At 37.8% G+C, this 15,851-nt stretch carries 13 protein-coding genes; 7 read left to right on the top strand and 6 right to left on the bottom strand.

The window, feature by feature from the left end:
• Window positions 1-434: 434 nt before the first annotated feature.
• The 3 genes from QM524_RS15660 to QM524_RS15650 form a co-directional block, all read right to left on the bottom strand.
• Window positions 435-1,175, bottom strand: coding sequence for a LytR/AlgR family response regulator transcription factor (locus tag QM524_RS15660; protein WP_166577178.1), 741 nt, complete (start codon window positions 1,173-1,175; stop codon window positions 435-437).
• Between the two features lie 323 nt (window positions 1,176-1,498).
• Window positions 1,499-2,539: a sensor histidine kinase gene (locus QM524_RS15655; protein ID WP_283345292.1), complete on the bottom strand. Its 1,041-nt coding sequence runs from the start codon at window positions 2,537-2,539 to the stop codon at window positions 1,499-1,501.
• 170 nt (window positions 2,540-2,709) lie between these two features.
• A complete protein-coding gene (locus QM524_RS15650; RefSeq protein WP_283345291.1) occupies window positions 2,710-2,895 on the bottom strand; it encodes a winged helix-turn-helix domain-containing protein in 186 nt (61 codons plus the stop codon).
• A gap of 311 nt (window positions 2,896-3,206) precedes the next feature.
• Between QM524_RS15650 and QM524_RS15645 the strand changes: the two genes are divergently transcribed.
• The 4 genes from QM524_RS15645 to QM524_RS15630 all read left to right on the top strand — a co-directional run bounded on the left by QM524_RS15645 (window position 3,207) and on the right by QM524_RS15630 (window position 7,382).
• A complete protein-coding gene (locus QM524_RS15645) occupies window positions 3,207-5,312 on the top strand; it encodes a prolyl oligopeptidase family serine peptidase (RefSeq protein WP_283345290.1) in 2,106 nt (701 codons plus the stop codon).
• A 210-nt stretch (window positions 5,313-5,522) separates the two neighbouring features.
• Entirely contained in the window at window positions 5,523-6,029 is a 507-nt protein-coding gene (locus QM524_RS15640; RefSeq protein ID WP_283345289.1) for a SixA phosphatase family protein, read from the top strand.
• Window positions 6,030-6,568: 539 nt separating this feature from the next.
• Window positions 6,569-6,979 carry a hypothetical protein gene (locus QM524_RS15635; protein WP_283345288.1) on the top strand — a complete coding sequence of 137 codons (411 nt, stop codon included), beginning with the start codon at window positions 6,569-6,571 and terminating at the stop codon, window positions 6,977-6,979.
• Window positions 6,980-7,037: 58 nt separating this feature from the next.
• Window positions 7,038-7,382 carry a hypothetical protein gene (locus tag QM524_RS15630; protein ID WP_283345287.1) on the top strand — a complete coding sequence of 115 codons (345 nt, stop codon included), beginning with the start codon at window positions 7,038-7,040 and terminating at the stop codon, window positions 7,380-7,382.
• Window positions 7,383-7,465: 83 nt separating this feature from the next.
• On the opposite strand, the gene QM524_RS15625 is transcribed toward QM524_RS15630, so the two are convergent.
• The 3 genes from QM524_RS15625 to QM524_RS15615 form a co-directional block, all read right to left on the bottom strand.
• Entirely contained in the window at window positions 7,466-9,385 is a 1,920-nt protein-coding gene (locus tag QM524_RS15625) for a hypothetical protein (protein ID WP_283345286.1), read from the bottom strand.
• Between the two features lie 54 nt (window positions 9,386-9,439).
• Complete coding sequence (locus tag QM524_RS15620; protein ID WP_283345285.1) at window positions 9,440-11,275, bottom strand: family 16 glycoside hydrolase; 1,836 nt, start codon at window positions 11,273-11,275, stop codon at window positions 9,440-9,442.
• Between the two features lie 282 nt (window positions 11,276-11,557).
• Entirely contained in the window at window positions 11,558-12,670 is a 1,113-nt protein-coding gene (locus tag QM524_RS15615) for a hypothetical protein (protein WP_283345284.1), read from the bottom strand.
• A gap of 791 nt (window positions 12,671-13,461) precedes the next feature.
• Between QM524_RS15615 and QM524_RS15610 the strand changes: the two genes are divergently transcribed.
• From QM524_RS15610 to QM524_RS15600, 3 genes are all read left to right on the top strand, one after another.
• The gene (locus QM524_RS15610; RefSeq protein WP_217903369.1) at window positions 13,462-14,043 is read left to right on the top strand and encodes an RNA polymerase sigma factor; all 582 of its coding nucleotides are present in this window, start codon (window positions 13,462-13,464) and stop codon (window positions 14,041-14,043) included.
• Window positions 14,044-14,113: 70 nt separating this feature from the next.
• Entirely contained in the window at window positions 14,114-14,932 is an 819-nt protein-coding gene (locus QM524_RS15605) for an anti-sigma factor (RefSeq protein ID WP_283345283.1), read from the top strand.
• Between the two features lie 117 nt (window positions 14,933-15,049).
• Window positions 15,050-15,715 (top strand): lysoplasmalogenase, encoded by a 666-nt coding sequence (locus QM524_RS15600; RefSeq protein WP_283345282.1) that lies wholly within the window; start codon window positions 15,050-15,052, stop codon window positions 15,713-15,715.
• Window positions 15,716-15,851: the final 136 nt, after the last annotated feature.

The following is a 15,851-nucleotide window of genomic DNA, read 5'->3' as shown; positions in this document are numbered from 1 at the left end:
ATAGTGTAACGAATAAAATTGGTTAAGCTTTTATGATGCAGTTTTTGCATTTTCCCAATATCAGGGACTAAAGAAGAACCGTTAAACGTTGCCATTTCAATATAAGAAATCGCTCTATCGCATAGGTTTGTAGATGGAAGTGGGAATTTCGGCGATATTGTTATTAGAGGCACAAAGTGACAGAGTGGCAAAGGCACAGAGGGTGTTTTTGGGTAGGCAAGTTATTTTGGTAAGAAGTAGTTATACTTGTCCAACATAGGTTGCCTTACCTTCCGCAATTTTCCAAAGTTTAGAAGGCTATTTATGGAGAAAAGTATACTTATTGTAAAAAAAGAGCGCTGTAGGTGAGAAAGAATATCGGTTAGATTGAATTTTCTCTCTCCTACGGCGCTTTTGGGTATACTCACAATTCACAACTCACAATTCAGCACTTTTTAGCTTTGCCCTATTCTTTTGAAGAATTCTTCAGAATAATGCTCGCTTACAGGAATTTGCATATTGCCTATTTTGATTTTGAGATTACGAATAGACTCAATTTTAGGCATGGCAACGATATATGACTTATGAATACGGAAGAAATGTTCCGTCGGAAGCTTCTCTTCAATAGCCTTCATGGTCATGCGAGTCACGATGGGCTTGGTAGAGCCTTCCAAATGAATCTTGATATAATCTTTTAGTCCCTCGATATACGTAATATCTGAGATTTTGACCTTTACCAAAGAATAGTCAGCATTGACAAAAAGAGAATCTGTTTCATAAATAAGCCCTTTTTCTTTTTCCTCAACTTCTGTAACCTGAGCGCTTTTTAATTTCAGGTTATGTAAATCGTAAGCTTTGTTTACCGCTTTTAGGAACCTATCAAAAGAAACAGGTTTAAGCAGATAGTCTACCACATCCAAATCAAAGCCCTCTAATGCGTATTGCTGATAAGCCGTAATAAAAATTACCATAGGAGGCTCTTTGACACTTTGTAAGAATTGAACTCCCGTAATTCCAGGCATTTGAATATCCAAGAAAACTAGGTCAATAGACTCATTTTGTAGTGTTTCAATAGCATCAAAGGCATTTTTACAACGTTTTACTAAGTTTAGAAAGGGAACTTTGTTGATATTATCTTCCAGTAAATCTAGGGCTAGGCTCTCGTCATCCACCGCTAGACAGTTTAGTTTTATCATATTTTTGAGAAGTATTTGAAAATCAAAAAGCAACTAATAGGCTAATGGGCAAAATGACATTGATTTTGCCCGCATTAGGCTATAAGCGTTATACCATTGACCAAAAGTTGAGCCTAATTTCTGTTGAAACAATACCTACTTTTAGCCTAATGCTTACTGCTAATTGCCTATTGCATTAAGACTGTTAGTTACCGAAAAGAGTTGCCTTAAGCTTTGCGAAAGTATAAAAAGTACGGCAGTTTATTAGCCTTGTGTGACCTAGACACAATACATTTATAGCCTAACAACAGCAAGATTAGGCTAAAATACAAGAATCCTCCGACTTATACCTGAATGTGTAGACGAACGTCATACCAATGACTGTCCTGTGTGATGATGAGTTGGTGTTGTTCTGGATATAATAATGCTAAACGACGTTTTACATTACTGAGACCTATACCTGAAGCGTGGTCTTTGGCTTCTGGTTTTGGATTGATTTTATTTTTTACCGAAAATACCAAGCCTTTATCATCTACCTCCATAGCAATATGAATCTCTGGGCTAAGAATCATACCAATACCATGTTTGAAGGCATTTTCGACGAATGGAATAATGAGCATGGGTTCGAGTAAGATAGTCGATTCTTTCTCAGGTTTATGGAAAGAAACAACTACATCATCCCCGAAACGGATCATTTGTAAATCGATATAACTCTGTAAATATTGTACTTCTTTACTTAATAAAACCTTTGTGCCCTCAGACTCATATAACATGTAACGCATGAGTTCGGAGAGCTTAATTACCACAGGTTCAACCATATCAGGCTTGCGTCTTGATAAAGAGACAATGCTGTTGAGTACATTGAACATAAAATGTGGACTTATCTGAGAACGCAAGAACGAAAGCTCAGATTTAAGTCTTTCGTTTTCTTGTTCTTTACGGACTTCTTCTTTATGAATATTATCGGCCATAATGCGGTAGCTGGTGCTAATTGCCAAGACAAACAATGTTTGGAATATAGTACCCAAACGAGGGAATCTTGTTGCATTTGGTCCAAATAATAATACCTTTCCTAAGCCATTCAAGTAAAAAAGTGTTGTCATTGCCACAAGTAGCGCAATGATATACAACCACACGTTATTACGTTTTGTCCAAATTTTTGGAATCAAAATCTGCGAATTAAGATAGAAGAAAGGGATATTAAGCATACTCAGCAACGTAAAATACAAAGTGGCATTTGCGTTGGGAGGAGGCAGGTTAGGATTAATTTTGGGAGGATCTGGAGTCGTTCCTCTTAATAAATAAGGCAATGACAAGAAGCAGATCCACCCAATAATGTGGAAAAGCACTTGTTGTTTGTTGATATTTTTGATAGAAATAGTCACACTTCGTTTTTTTTACAAACATAAGTACTTTACACTTCCCTCCCAAAAGAGAAGTGTAAAGTATTGTATTTCAACGACGAAAATGTTTTTTTTCGAGACAACAAAAGGATCAGATGCTCATTTTAATGAAGCTATAACTAGGGGAGAGATGTGTAAATATGTTTGTTAGATTATCCTAAGACAATGACTTCCCAATAACCACCGTTATCGCCACCAACTCTTTCGATTTTGTTTTCTGTTTTCAAGCGTTTAATGGCTCTTTCAATAGTTCTTTGGCTTTTTCCTAATTCTTTTGCTAAGGCTACTGTGGTAATATGAGGGTTGAGATTAATTAGTTTAAGAACCTTCTCCGACATTTTCTCCGACACAATTATTTCCTTTTGTTTGATTTCGAGGGTTACACTAGCAAAATCATAATTAAATATGGGAGTAGCTAGACCGTAGCTGATGCACTCATTGATAATTCTTATTGTACCACGTCTCTACATGTAAAAGTCACTTAATAAGACTGGCGACACTTCCGAAATCCCAGATCCAAAATCCGCAATAGTTGTACAGTCCTAACTCACCATTCAGCATTCACAATTAAGCTACCGCTATCCAAAACTCAAAATTTATCCGTATTTTCGGAAAACGCTTATTCAACAAACCTAATTCTTCATCGAAAATGAACAAATCCCTTTCGCTAGTATCAGCCTTGGTACTGGCTCCAATGTTAAGTATGGCGCAGTGGAAATACCCCGAAACAGCAAAAGTTAATCAAGTCGACAATTATCATGGTACAGAAGTAGCTGACCCGTATCGTTGGCTCGAAGATGACCGTTCTGCCGAAACGGCACAATGGGTAAAAGCTCAAAACACGTTGACTTTTGACTACCTTGAAAAAATCCCTTACCGAAACGCCCTCAAAAAACGTATCGAGCAAGTTTTCAACTACCAAAAGCTTTCGGCTCCTTCTCGCAAGGGTGAATGGTTTTATTTCTACAAAAACAATGGCTTACAAAATCAATCAGTTTTGTATCGTCAAAAAGGGTTGAATGGTGCTCCTGAAGTAGTGCTTGACCCCAACCAATTATCGCCCGACGGTACTACTCGTTTGCAAAGCTTTGTGATTTCGAAAGATGGCAAATACGCTGCCTATACACTTTCAAAAGGTGGTTCAGACTGGCAAGATGGCTATGTAATGGACTTGACGACAAAAACTAATTTGTCTGAAAAAATCGAATGGATTAAGGTTTCTACCATATCTTGGCAAGGCAATGGCTTTTATTACAGCCGTTATCCTAAGCCAGAAGGAAGTGCATTGGCTGCCAAAAATGAAAATCACCAAGTGTGGTTTCACCGTGTAGGAACTTCTCAGTCGGATGACCAACTAGTTTATCAAGATTTGAAAAACTTACAACGCTTCCATTATTTACAAGTAACAGAAGACGAAAAGTTTGCCATTTTGATTGTCTCTGACCGTGGCAAAGGCAAAGAAGGCAATGCACTTTTCTACAAAAAAGCAGGACAGGAGTCTTTCCAACCTATTGTGGCAGAAGTGGATAAATTTAGTTATTCAGTAATTGATAATATTGGCGATGAGTTTTTGATAGAAACCAATGAAAATGCTCAAAATTCTAAAATTCTTCGTTTTAATCCTGCCAATAAATCTTGGAAAGTAGTTATTCCTGAAAAGGCTGAACCGCTTCAGGGAGCTCGTACTGCTGGTGGAAAATTATTCCTTTCTTATCTCAAGGATGTAACTACTCGTGTATATGTGCACTCGATGGATGGTAAATTAGAAAACGAAGTGAAATTGCCAGGCTTGGGCACTTGTTCAGGCTTTGGAGGTAATGCCGACGATAAGTTTGTGTTTTATACCTTCACATCATTCACTTTTCCTCCGACAATATACCGTTATGATATTGCTACCAAGAAAAGTACGGTGTTTACCAAACCAGAGTTAAGTTTTGATCCTTCAGCATTTGAAACGAAGCAAATTTTTTATACCAGTAAAGACGGAACCAAAGTTCCTATGTTTATTACCTACAAAAAAGGGCTTCAACTCAATAGTCAAAATCCGACGCTATTATATGCCTACGGAGGTTTCAATGTAAGTTCGTTACCAGCTTTTAGTGCTACTTTAATTCCTTTCTTGGAGCAGGGTGGAGTATATGCTTTGGCGAATATTCGTGGTGGAGCTGAATATGGTGAAAAATGGCATGAGGCAGGTATGAAGCTTAAAAAGCAAAATGTGTATGATGATTTTATTGCCGCAGGCGAATACCTAATTGCTCAGAAATATTGCGACAATCAGCATTTGGCTCTAAGAGGAGGCTCAAACGGAGGCTTGTTGGTAGGCGCAGTAATTAATCAACGTCCAGAATTATGTAAAGTGGCATTCCCACAAGTGGGAGTAATGGATATGTTGCGTTATCATAAATTTACGATTGGCTGGAACTGGTCGCCTGAATACGGTAACTCAGACGATGCGACTGATTTCAAAAATCTGTACCAATATTCTCCTTTGCATAATATCAAATCAGTGGCATACCCAGCCACTATGGTAACGACTGCCGACCATGACGACCGTGTTGTTCCAGCGCATTCATTCAAATACACTGCCGAGCTTCAAGCAAAAGCAGGGGCTGTATCCAGTAATCCTTTGTTGATTCGTGTAGATGTAAACTCTGGTCACGGGGCAAGTAATACTGCCAAAAGCATCGAACAAACAGCAGATATTTACGCATTTTTGTTTTATAACATGGGCTTCGTTCCGAAGAAGTTGTAATTCAGTGACAAAGGGGCAAAGGCACAGAGGCACAAAGTGAGTTTTAAGGATTAGTATTTACCCTTTGCGCCTTTGTCCCTAAGTACCTGTACCCTTTTTTTAAAATCATTGATAAAGTGCAGAGATATAAAGTGGGTTTCGAGGATATATAAACACATCTTATACCCTTTGTGCCTTTGTCCCTCAGTGCCTGTTCCCTTTTAAAATACTATGCTACCAAAAATCATTTTCGCTTCTCTATTTTTGGGAATGTTGAGTTTGACGGCTTGTCAGACTACCCAAAAGATTTATGTGGTTCGTCATGCCGAAAAGGATGTGGCTTTTCAGGGAAATGACCGTATGCGTCCACTCAATGCTCAAGGTCATCAACGAGCTGGGGCATTAAATAAACGACTGGCAAAAGCAGGTATTCAAAAAATCTTTGTGACCGAATATTTGCGTGTACAACAGACTGCCGATTCGCTTCGTATCAAAAACCAAATAGATACACTTTGGTATAGCGCCAAAGATGCTGTTTTGTCAGACAATTTAGAAAAAGCAGGTGTTCAAAATAAGACTGTTTTGATTGTTGGTCATAGCAATACCGTGCCTGACATCATTCGAAAATTTGGGGTAAATTTTGAAACTAAAATTTTACCAGATACCGAGTATGACAATCTATATATTATTAGCAGAAAGAAAGGTCGGATAACTAAATTTGAAGCAAGTAAATATTAGTAATTCAAATGCTCCAAAGTCCCCTGTGTAGCTAGACTATGCAGGGGATTTTTGTTTGGTGCAAAAAAATATTAAAATATTTATAAGTAAAAATGCTTATTTGTTTTTTGACTAAAGTACCCTCAATTATACCTACATTTGTCATTTTTTAGATAAATAATTGCCATGACAATAGTTTTTATATCTACTTTTTGAAAAAAGAAATAAAATTCAGTTGAAAGAGTGCTAAATATCAACTTCCAAGAAATTAAAGTACAAAAAAATATTTGAAAAATTTAGTTTTTATCTTTTTTGAGAAGAAGGCATTCAAAAAATGCTGGTTTTGAAATAAAAAGTGATTTTTGTTGATAAAGGGTATTTTAAAAGTAGTATTTGTATGAAAAAAAAGCCTAAAATCACCTAAAAAAGGGCTAAAAATCAACTTTTTACTAAAAAAAGGGTCGCTTGACATTGATTTTTTTTATTGTAAACTTTCGGTCGTAATTCTTACTAGAACAACAAACGAAACAAAATAAAACCACAATAAAATAAGGAAAGATATGGAAGCGACGATGAAAGCAAATCAGTTTTTGACTCCTAATTTATATACAAGCATAAACGAGGTAGAGATATTAGATTGTTTGATTGACTTTGGATATATGCCAAAAGAATTCAGCCAAAACCAAGTGATCTCATTTGTAAAAGATGAGAATTTTTACCTAGTACTATTTATGGTACGCGAAGATGGACAGAAGGGTTTCTTAATGTATGAAATATTAGATTTTACTATGCACGAACAAGAGCTCTATATGATGTCTCATCTTTTCAGAAACTTAGTAGCGTCTAATAAAAATAACTATACTTATCGCAAGGCTCAGTACAAACTTGACGAGATGTTGGGTATGGTTCCTACATTCAGAGCATTATACAAAAAACGTTTTGATGTAGATGATTATGGAATGGCTGCATAAGTTTTTCTTGATGTGAATTTTCTGAAACAAATCACATACAATTAAAATTTATTGAATCATGAAAGTATCAGTTTTTGGGGCGAGTTTGTTGTTGATGGCAAGCTTTGGAGCACTCGCCCAAGAAATCCCAGCGGGTGACCCTGGTTACAACACTGGCAACTACAAGCATCCAAACAAGGCGGCCGCAGTAGCCAAAAAAGCAAAATACATTACACAGACAGAGCAGGTAGTTTCGAACAGGAATTACAAGCAGAGTTTAGGAAGTAAAACGGTAGAAAGTGGTTTAGTAATAGAGAAAACGTCGTCGACGGAGCCTATTAACTACAAAATGCCATATACCAAGAAAGTAAAAAAATCTACCATCGCGCTACAAGATACCAGTAAAGCTGTCGCGGGAGAGTAGTGAGGTTTAATTTTAGAATGGTGAATTACGAATTGTGAATAAATTCTTTCATTCACAATTCATAATTCACCATTTTACATTATTTAATCGTGATTCTCCAACTTATTCAAATCTGCTTGAGCCTTCTTCTTTCCAAGCGCATTAATCCAAGCCGCAATTTTTAGTACATCAGCCTTTGGCACGTGTGTCATCGAAGCCATTTCTGTAGCATAATCTGGCCAGTTTTCTGGTTTTGGATGATACACTAATTCCAAAATTTGCTCATTAGTATAATTTCTTTTTGCCACCTCCGTGAAAGGAGGCCCTACCACACGTGTAGCTTCTGCATGACAACTTGTACAAGCGTGTTTTTTCAATAGAGCTGCTACCTGTTTGCTATCAATCAAACCTGCATCTGCTAACTTTTTAGTACCATTAACAGGAGTCGTCTTTTTGGCAGGTGTGCTTGTGCTAGGCGCTGGTGTAGTGCTAGCTTTTACTTTCTGTGCTTCTGTCAGTTGTGCTGCTTCGCCATCAGGAATATTGTTGAGTGTGTAATACCCCACTTCATGTAAAAGCGGCTGTCCTTCCTCGTTCAAAATACCCGACGGGCGAACTTCATGGATATATCCTTTACGCAAGTTGTCTATCACCAAACGAACTTTCTTACGGTCTGCCGAAACAATAATCCCTTTCAATGGTGTCTTTTCTTGATTAATAATCGGACTACCGTAATTGTGGTGATATTTGTATGTGAAGCTTTTTAGTTCATAATTTGCTGCATCAGCGGCAGTTTTAGCATCTACAGGTTGTGTAAATTCAATCTCAAAACCATCGGGTCTTGCGCTAATTGTTTTCATTTCGAAAGGCAAACGACCGTTCCAAACTAGGCGCTGTAAACCGTATAAATCTTTTCCAGTAGATCCCCATCCACGTGAAGTCATACCGACGAAAATAGATCCATCGTTACCCCATCGTGCACGTACCGTACCTGATTGAAAACCCTCACGGAATGGATAACAAGCACCTTGGTATTTGCCATTTACTTTTTCCAAACTCATGCGCATGGCTTTTGACTGTCCTTGGTCAAATACAATGTATTGTCCTTGGAATGGACCAAACTTGCCATTAGTTTCATCCTCAATCATATCGGCAGTAGAAATACCCATGATTGCATGAGGGAACCATACTGCTGGTAATTTCAAAGCCTTTACTTTCTTGGCAGCTTCATACATTGGCTCGCCAGTATCAGGAAGGTCTTCTCTGGTTAATTTTAAAGGAGAATCTGGTTCTTTAGTCCAATACAAACCACCTGCATTTCCTGCAAAATCTCCTTTTTCAAGATGTGTCACACGTCCTGAACCAACCCAGTCACCTTGGTTTTCGCCAAATAAAACATCACCATTAGAGTTTACTGTAAAGCCTGCTGGTGAGCGTAATCCTGTTGCAACTGGCTCTAGTTTACCTTCTTTGGTAACTTTTACCAACCAGCCACGCCATTTGGCTAATTTACCTTCTCCATAACCTACCCATGCTACGTTGAAAGTAAGATACATATCGCCGTTTTTATCAAAAACTGGTCCATAAGAGTACTCATGGTAGTTACCAGATAAGTCCCAATTGGCTACATTTTCGTACAAATCAGCTTTGTCGTCACCATCAGTATCTGTCAATTTGGTCAATTCACCACGTTGTGTGCAGTAAAAAGAACCGTCGCGATAAGCCAAACCCAAAGATTCGTGTAAGCCACTTGCAAAGAGTTTGTAGCTAGGCTTAGTACCGTTGGTTTGGTAAGGGTTTTCGATAATCCAAACTTCACCACGACGGGTACAAACACCCAAGCGACCGTCTGGCATTGGTGCCAAACCGCCTGCTTCTAGGCGAATACCATCAGGAATGGCAACGGTCTTTATTTCATAAAAATCATCTTCTGTTAAAGGCTTTGGTTTGTTTTGTGCTATCCCCGAAGATGCTCCAAGTCCCAAGAGTCCTAGGCTGAGGAGTAATTGATAATATCTTTTCATAAATATTGAATGCTTAAATAGAAATGTTGAAAAATCTGTGAATACAATGATTGCTTAGAAAGTAACTTGATAACTTACCTCTTTTAATCCACTCACAGGAATCAATAATTGGGTTTTGCCATTTGATTGACGAACCACAGCTTGCTGATTGGCAGTTTCGCCCAGAAGCTCTACATAATACGTTTGGTTATTGATGGCATACAAATTTTTACCAACATTCTTAATAACCTCGCCTTCCGCCACAAGCGCATATAATGGCTGTGAGCTGATGGCATTGCCTCCAATTTGTAAACGGCGAACCAAGCCTTCGTTTTTCGCAGAACCAATCGTTTGATCTTTAATAGACAAACCATTGTATTCATAAGTAAATACAGGATATGCCACGCCATTTTCTTGTTTTACGAGTTGGTAACCTTTGTATTTCAATTCAGTTTTATTCAAAGAATCTGGAAAAGAAGCATTGGCACTTGCAATAAATGCTAGAGGGAATTTACCATTTGATTGTACCGTAACACCCATTGGTGCCGCTGTTTGAGGCTCACCACGGTCATGCCACATCTGTGTTGCATCCAAGAATTTTCCTCTCCAACATTCTAAGAAACCTCCTTGATTTAGGTCATAAGAGAAGTTTAATCCTCCCGGTAAGCCTACACTAATAGCATGTGTTTTTTTGCGATTGTTATAAACCACAAATGAGCGCTGTAGTTTTGGCTCTTGGTCAATCGTGATTTCTACCAATGGAGTAGCTTCTGGTTCTGGCAATGACGTACGCTCAGTGATAGACTGACGATGTGTACCTACACGTTCAACAAAACAGCCTAGAGCTCTAGGTCCCCAACCGAAGTCCTTAGCATAATATAAGGTATATTTATGAACCCCAGCCGATAAGGTTCTCTTGCCTTGCACATCTTCGTTATACCAGTGACTACCTGTAGTAATTGTATCGTTGTCTACCAACAAAGCACCTGTTCCTGTCCAGTTGGTTGTGAAAGTATATGTATCTTTTTCTGGAATAGTAATTGTTCCATCAAATCTCAGCAAAAAGTCAGATTTTGCTTGAGCTAGTTTCATAGATGGTTCTTTGGTAGTTCCTGTTACTTCTGGCTTTTGGTCTTTTACTTTAAGGTCAGCCAATTTGCCTTTGTAATAGGCATATTCGGCAGTACCCATTTGCACTAATGGTTTATCAAAAACCTCATAACGAATGTTTTTGAAAGCAACTTGTCCATGGTCTCCTTGAATCATCAATGGCGCTTTGCTTGTTTCTTGAGTCGAAACAGCACCACGAGTTACCCCTAAAAGTTCTACATTTTCGTGAAGAAGAACACCATTTAACGTGATTTTGACAAACTTAGCATTGGCAATTTTTTTGCCATTTGCATCAAACTTTGGCGCTTGGAAATCAATCTCGATATGATTCCATAACCCTGGAGCTTTGATAGCATTTTGGCGTGGAGGATGTCCTTCATAACCCTCTTTTCCTGCGCCACGTGATTCGTCCCAACGGTGGTAAATAGCACCTGCATCGCCATCGCTTGGACGAAGCTTTAGCCAGCTATCCAAAATTTGAATTTCGTAACGGCTTTGCAAATAAATCCCCGAATTTGAACCTTTCGGAATCATATAATCCAATGACAAACGAATGTCGCCATGCTCCAAGGCAAATACCAAGTCATCGGTGCGTTGGTATTTGGCTGCTTTCAAGGTATTGACCAATATCCCTTTTCCTGGGGTGGTCACCAGTGCTTCGCCTTGTGGTGTTCCTACGATTTGTCCTTCGATAGACCAGTTGGCACTAGGTTTTTGGAATTGGCTCAAATCATTGAGCGGTATTTCGGTTTGTGCATACACCGAAACTGGGAATAGGAGAAAAAATAGTCGCTTCAACATTAGGGTGGATAGTAGTTTTGCTAGTTAGTTCAAGGCACAAAGAACGTATTCCGATGAGCCTTTTGACGGTTGAGGATTGTTGGATTTATATTTATATTATTTCTAATAACCAAATATAGCCATGGTTTTGTAGAGTTCTACACTGTTCTATATTGGTAAAGATAAAGGACATTTCTCGAAAATTTGAATATTTTTGAGAAATAATATGCTTAATTAGGTAAAGGTGTAAGTCGGAAGAACGAAAGACTCATTAACTTTTTCGGCTTTCAAGTTGGTGTAACTCTATTGCTTACAATTTTGCCAATACAATTTCTCAGCACGTTTGAGACCTTTAGATGACAAGAAACTCCAATCCATACAAGCATATTTCATGATTCCTGCGGCTTGGTAGCACTCGGCACGTTTGTAGAGTGCATCGATGGAATCTTCGGTCATCAAGATACACTTACTTAATAGCCCAACAGCTTTATCATATTTTTTGCGAGCCATAAGACCCATAGCTCGGTTATAGAAATTGTCGTAAATCTCTGGGTCGTAGGCTATGGCGTTGGGATCTTCTTTTTCGGTTTGAAATGCATATTGGATTCTTGATTTATAATTTTTCTCTTTCCATCTGGCAGGAAGCCATTTTCTGCTAGTGTTTTGTATGGCTGCAATTAGATAAGGATTATATTCTGGATTTGTACTTGAGGTAATTACAATATTTTCAACGAGTCCTCTAGTCGTCACGTCAAATGAAACTTCAAAGCGAGTATTGATATTTTTGGGTATATGCGATACAAACTCATCCTCAATAAAATTGTAAGAAACCCCATAAGTATCATCAAACGCCTGTTCAAAATCTGGCACATTGCGTAACCATTCGGAGTTACCTCTAAATTTTGGATATACTTCTTGGTTAAATAAAAATATAGTATCCTTTTTGGGAGCATCAAAAACGATATTAGGCTTGATTAATTTTCGTAAATAAATGTCACTTGGAGTATCTTTTGTTGCCAAATAGTGAAATCTAAACTTTTCGTCTCCATCCAAGTTTGTTGCATATACACTAAATGTCATTTCATAATCATTGATTTTGTCAATTTTATAAATAGCCTCATTGATGGTAACCAGCGAATCGATGATACGAAAACGAAACGAAGACGCTTGTTCACCCTGAATAAATGAGCCAGTGCCATTTTTTCGAAACATCAAGCACATCACTGTTTTGCGTTCGGCTGCTGGGTCTTGCAAAATGCTACCATCCTGCATATCCACATAGTTTTTCTCCCAATTGTATTTGGTTAATAATTGAAAAACTTGAACTGGATAGCTAGAGGAATCAATTTTAGATTGAGCAAAGATGACGGTCTGAATAAGGGATACTAATAGAAAGGATAAAACATTTTTTTTCATAGGACTATCGTGTTTGTAAGCAGGTCATAAAAGTTGATATACTCGTATTATATAAGGTATGTAAAAAGGTGATGTGGTTTGTTTATAGGTAGTGTGCAAATGTTAGTTTGTAAAATAAATGTAAAAAATAGTAGTTTCAAACAATCCAAACCTAAACCGTTCTCGTAAGTCTGTTTAAAGACATCAATCAATAATAATTATTTATGAAACAGCTTATGTTCTCCACGGTTTTGTCACGAACACATGCTGTATTTTCTGCTCAGACTCAAAATACTGCAGTTTTTGGCCGAACGAAAATCCTGCTATCAGGAAATGTAAGCAGGCAACCAATCCCGAAAAGGCAAGCTACCTAATCGGTCGTAATTCTGAAATGAACGTATTAATGAGAAACTTCATTTGAGTAGTTGAGCAATCAAATTGAACATTTGCAATAGTATAATTTTTCGAATAACCTTGATTCTAAGTAATTGTAAAATATATAGGCCTGCTTGCCAGTGTCCACAGATATTTGTGAGATTTGGAGAGATGGAATAATCCAATGACTATCAGAATACTACATTTTGAAAAAATTGTAAGATTCCATCTCACCAAATAAATAGGTGTGGTTTAATAATGGGTAATGTGCAAAGGGCTTTCAAATCTGAAAGTCCTTTGTTTTTAGATAGTTAATTCAAAGACATTTTTCTATCTTTGTTTTGACCCTATCAAATACTCTATTATTCCATATCATTGACAATCTTACTATATATCTCCGTCCCATTATTAATTTAGAGACCATTAAACACACCCCTATGTCAAAGCGAAAAACAGTCATATCTGAAGACTCATTGGTGGCTTTATTGCGAAATAAAGACCAGCGTGGTTTTTCGATTCTGTATGATAACTATTCGACTGCTTTGTTTGGAGTTATACACAAAATTGTACACTCCGATGAAATAGCTGCAGATGTTATGCAGGATTCCTTTGTGAAAATTTGGAAAAATATCGATGGTTACAATCAGGCGAAAGGTACATTATTTACTTGGATTCTGAATGTAGCGCGCAATACTGCCATTGATAGAATTCGCTCTCAAGAGTATCAAAACTCTCAGCGAAACCAAGACTTAGATTCAACCATAAATTTGATTGACAGTCAGGGCTCTAGTCAGTTTGATATAGATGCCATTGGCTTAGGCAAAGTTGTAGAAAAATTAAAACCAGAGCATCGTCAAGTAATTGATTTGTTGTATTTCAAAGGCTACACACAAGAAGAGGTTTCAAAAGAGTACGGAATTCCATTAGGAACAGTGAAAACACGTGTTAAGTCAGCTATCAATCATTTGAGAGATTACTTTGTAAGTTTTTCATTGATGCTTCTGACGTGGCTTATATAGAGAAAATCGAAACAGCCATTTCAGTTAGTATTAAAAGTTGGATCTTTCCCACTATAAAATTTTTTTAAAAATGAATATTCAAGAATATATAGCATCAGGTGTTTTGGAAAGCTATGTTCTCGGAACTACCACTGCCGAAGAATCAGCAGAGGTAGAGCGTCTAGCCCAATCCTACCCAATCATTCAGCTAGAAATAGACGCTGTCCGAGACAGTATTGAAGAATATGCCCTAAAATTTGCTAAAACACCTCCTCCAGAGCTAAAATCAAGAGTGATGAACGCACTATTGGAATTGGAGGAAGCTGAAAAAGTAAATACGCAGGCCATTGCACCAGAGACAAAGGTGGTAAGTTTTACTCCTGAAAGTAAAAAGTCGCCTTTCACTTTTAGTTATGCAGCCTCATGGGCGTTACTCGCATTGAGTATAGCCGCTAACTGGTTTTTGTATAGCAATTGGCAAAAATCTGAAGATAAGGTGGTTGCTCTGGAGTCACAAACACAGATTTTGGCAAGTAGCGAACGTGCCTTAAAAGCTAGTTATCAGGAAAATATTAACATCTTGTTGAATCCAGAAACAAAACGAGTGCAGTTGGGCGGCCAAAAAACAGCGCCAGATGCTCAAGCAATTGTTTATTGGAACTCTGCTACGCAAGAAGTGTATTTGTCATCGGTAAAATTGCCTGTTGCTCCTGAAGGAAAACAATATCAGCTTTGGGCAATTGTAGATGGAAAACCTGTAGATGCAGGTTTGCTGGATAATCCAGAGACTTTTGAAAAAATGAAGTCATTAGGCAATGCTCAGGCATTTGCGATTTCGCTAGAAGCTAAAGGTGGTAGTACTACCGAAGCAGGACCAAAAGGCGAAATCTTTGTACTTGGAAATGTATAGGTTTAAAGTTGAAAATAAATTGAGTGTAAAAACCTCGCAGGAAAATTCTTGCGAGGTTTTTGTTTGAATAGCGAATAAATCGCAACTTCACAAAATACTTGATTCCTATATTTGACTATGAAAAACCATTATGCCCAAAGGATACTGATACTCTTTGGTATCATATCTATTCTCGAATTATTCTTCTTAATTTTTCCAACTGAAAACTTTCCCATTTGGTATTTTACCAAACCTCTACTTTTGCCTTTGTTGATATTCTATGATTATCTAAGCCAACAAGATAGAAAGCCATTCCTCTCTACATTTCGAATTGCCCTTGCCTTTGCATGGCTTGGCGATGTACTTCTGATGTTACCCAATGCTTTTGTGCCCGGCCTACTGGCATTTTTGGTGATGCAGGTATTATATAGTAAGATTTTCTGGCAAGATTGTGTAACCCCTCGAAAGGGTTTTGTTTTTCGTCATCTGTGGATTTTGTTGTTATTGGTAGGCTATCATTTGATGATTATGTTGCCTGTTTGGCCTTATTTAGGAGCTATGCAGATTCCAGTATTGGTATACTCCATCGTCATAAGTATCATGGTTTTAGCGGCTATCAATCGAATAGGAGAGGTGCCAAATGCTCTAATGATTGCTCTTGGTGCGGTCTTGTTTATGGTATCCGATAGTTTGATTGCTATTACCAAATTTGGTTCAGATTTTGCCTACAGTGGCTTTTGCGTGATGCTAACCTATATCGTTGCCCAATATTTGATTGTAAAAGGTAGAGAAATATCGGAATAGTAGGTACCTGATGAAATCGCAGCAAAGAGCTGTGATGTATGTTGTACTCAAAATGCTTGCAATGCTACAAAGGTAAATCAATAGCGTATTTTTAAAAAAATTGAAAAAAGATAGGGGATATATACTAAATAGTTGT

This window comes from Flectobacillus roseus, from assembly GCF_030056595.1.
Classification (GTDB): Bacteria; Bacteroidota; Bacteroidia; order Cytophagales; family Spirosomataceae; genus Flectobacillus; species Flectobacillus roseus.
Note: the sequence above shows the minus strand (reverse complement) of the source record. Positions and strands in the feature narration are given on the sequence as shown.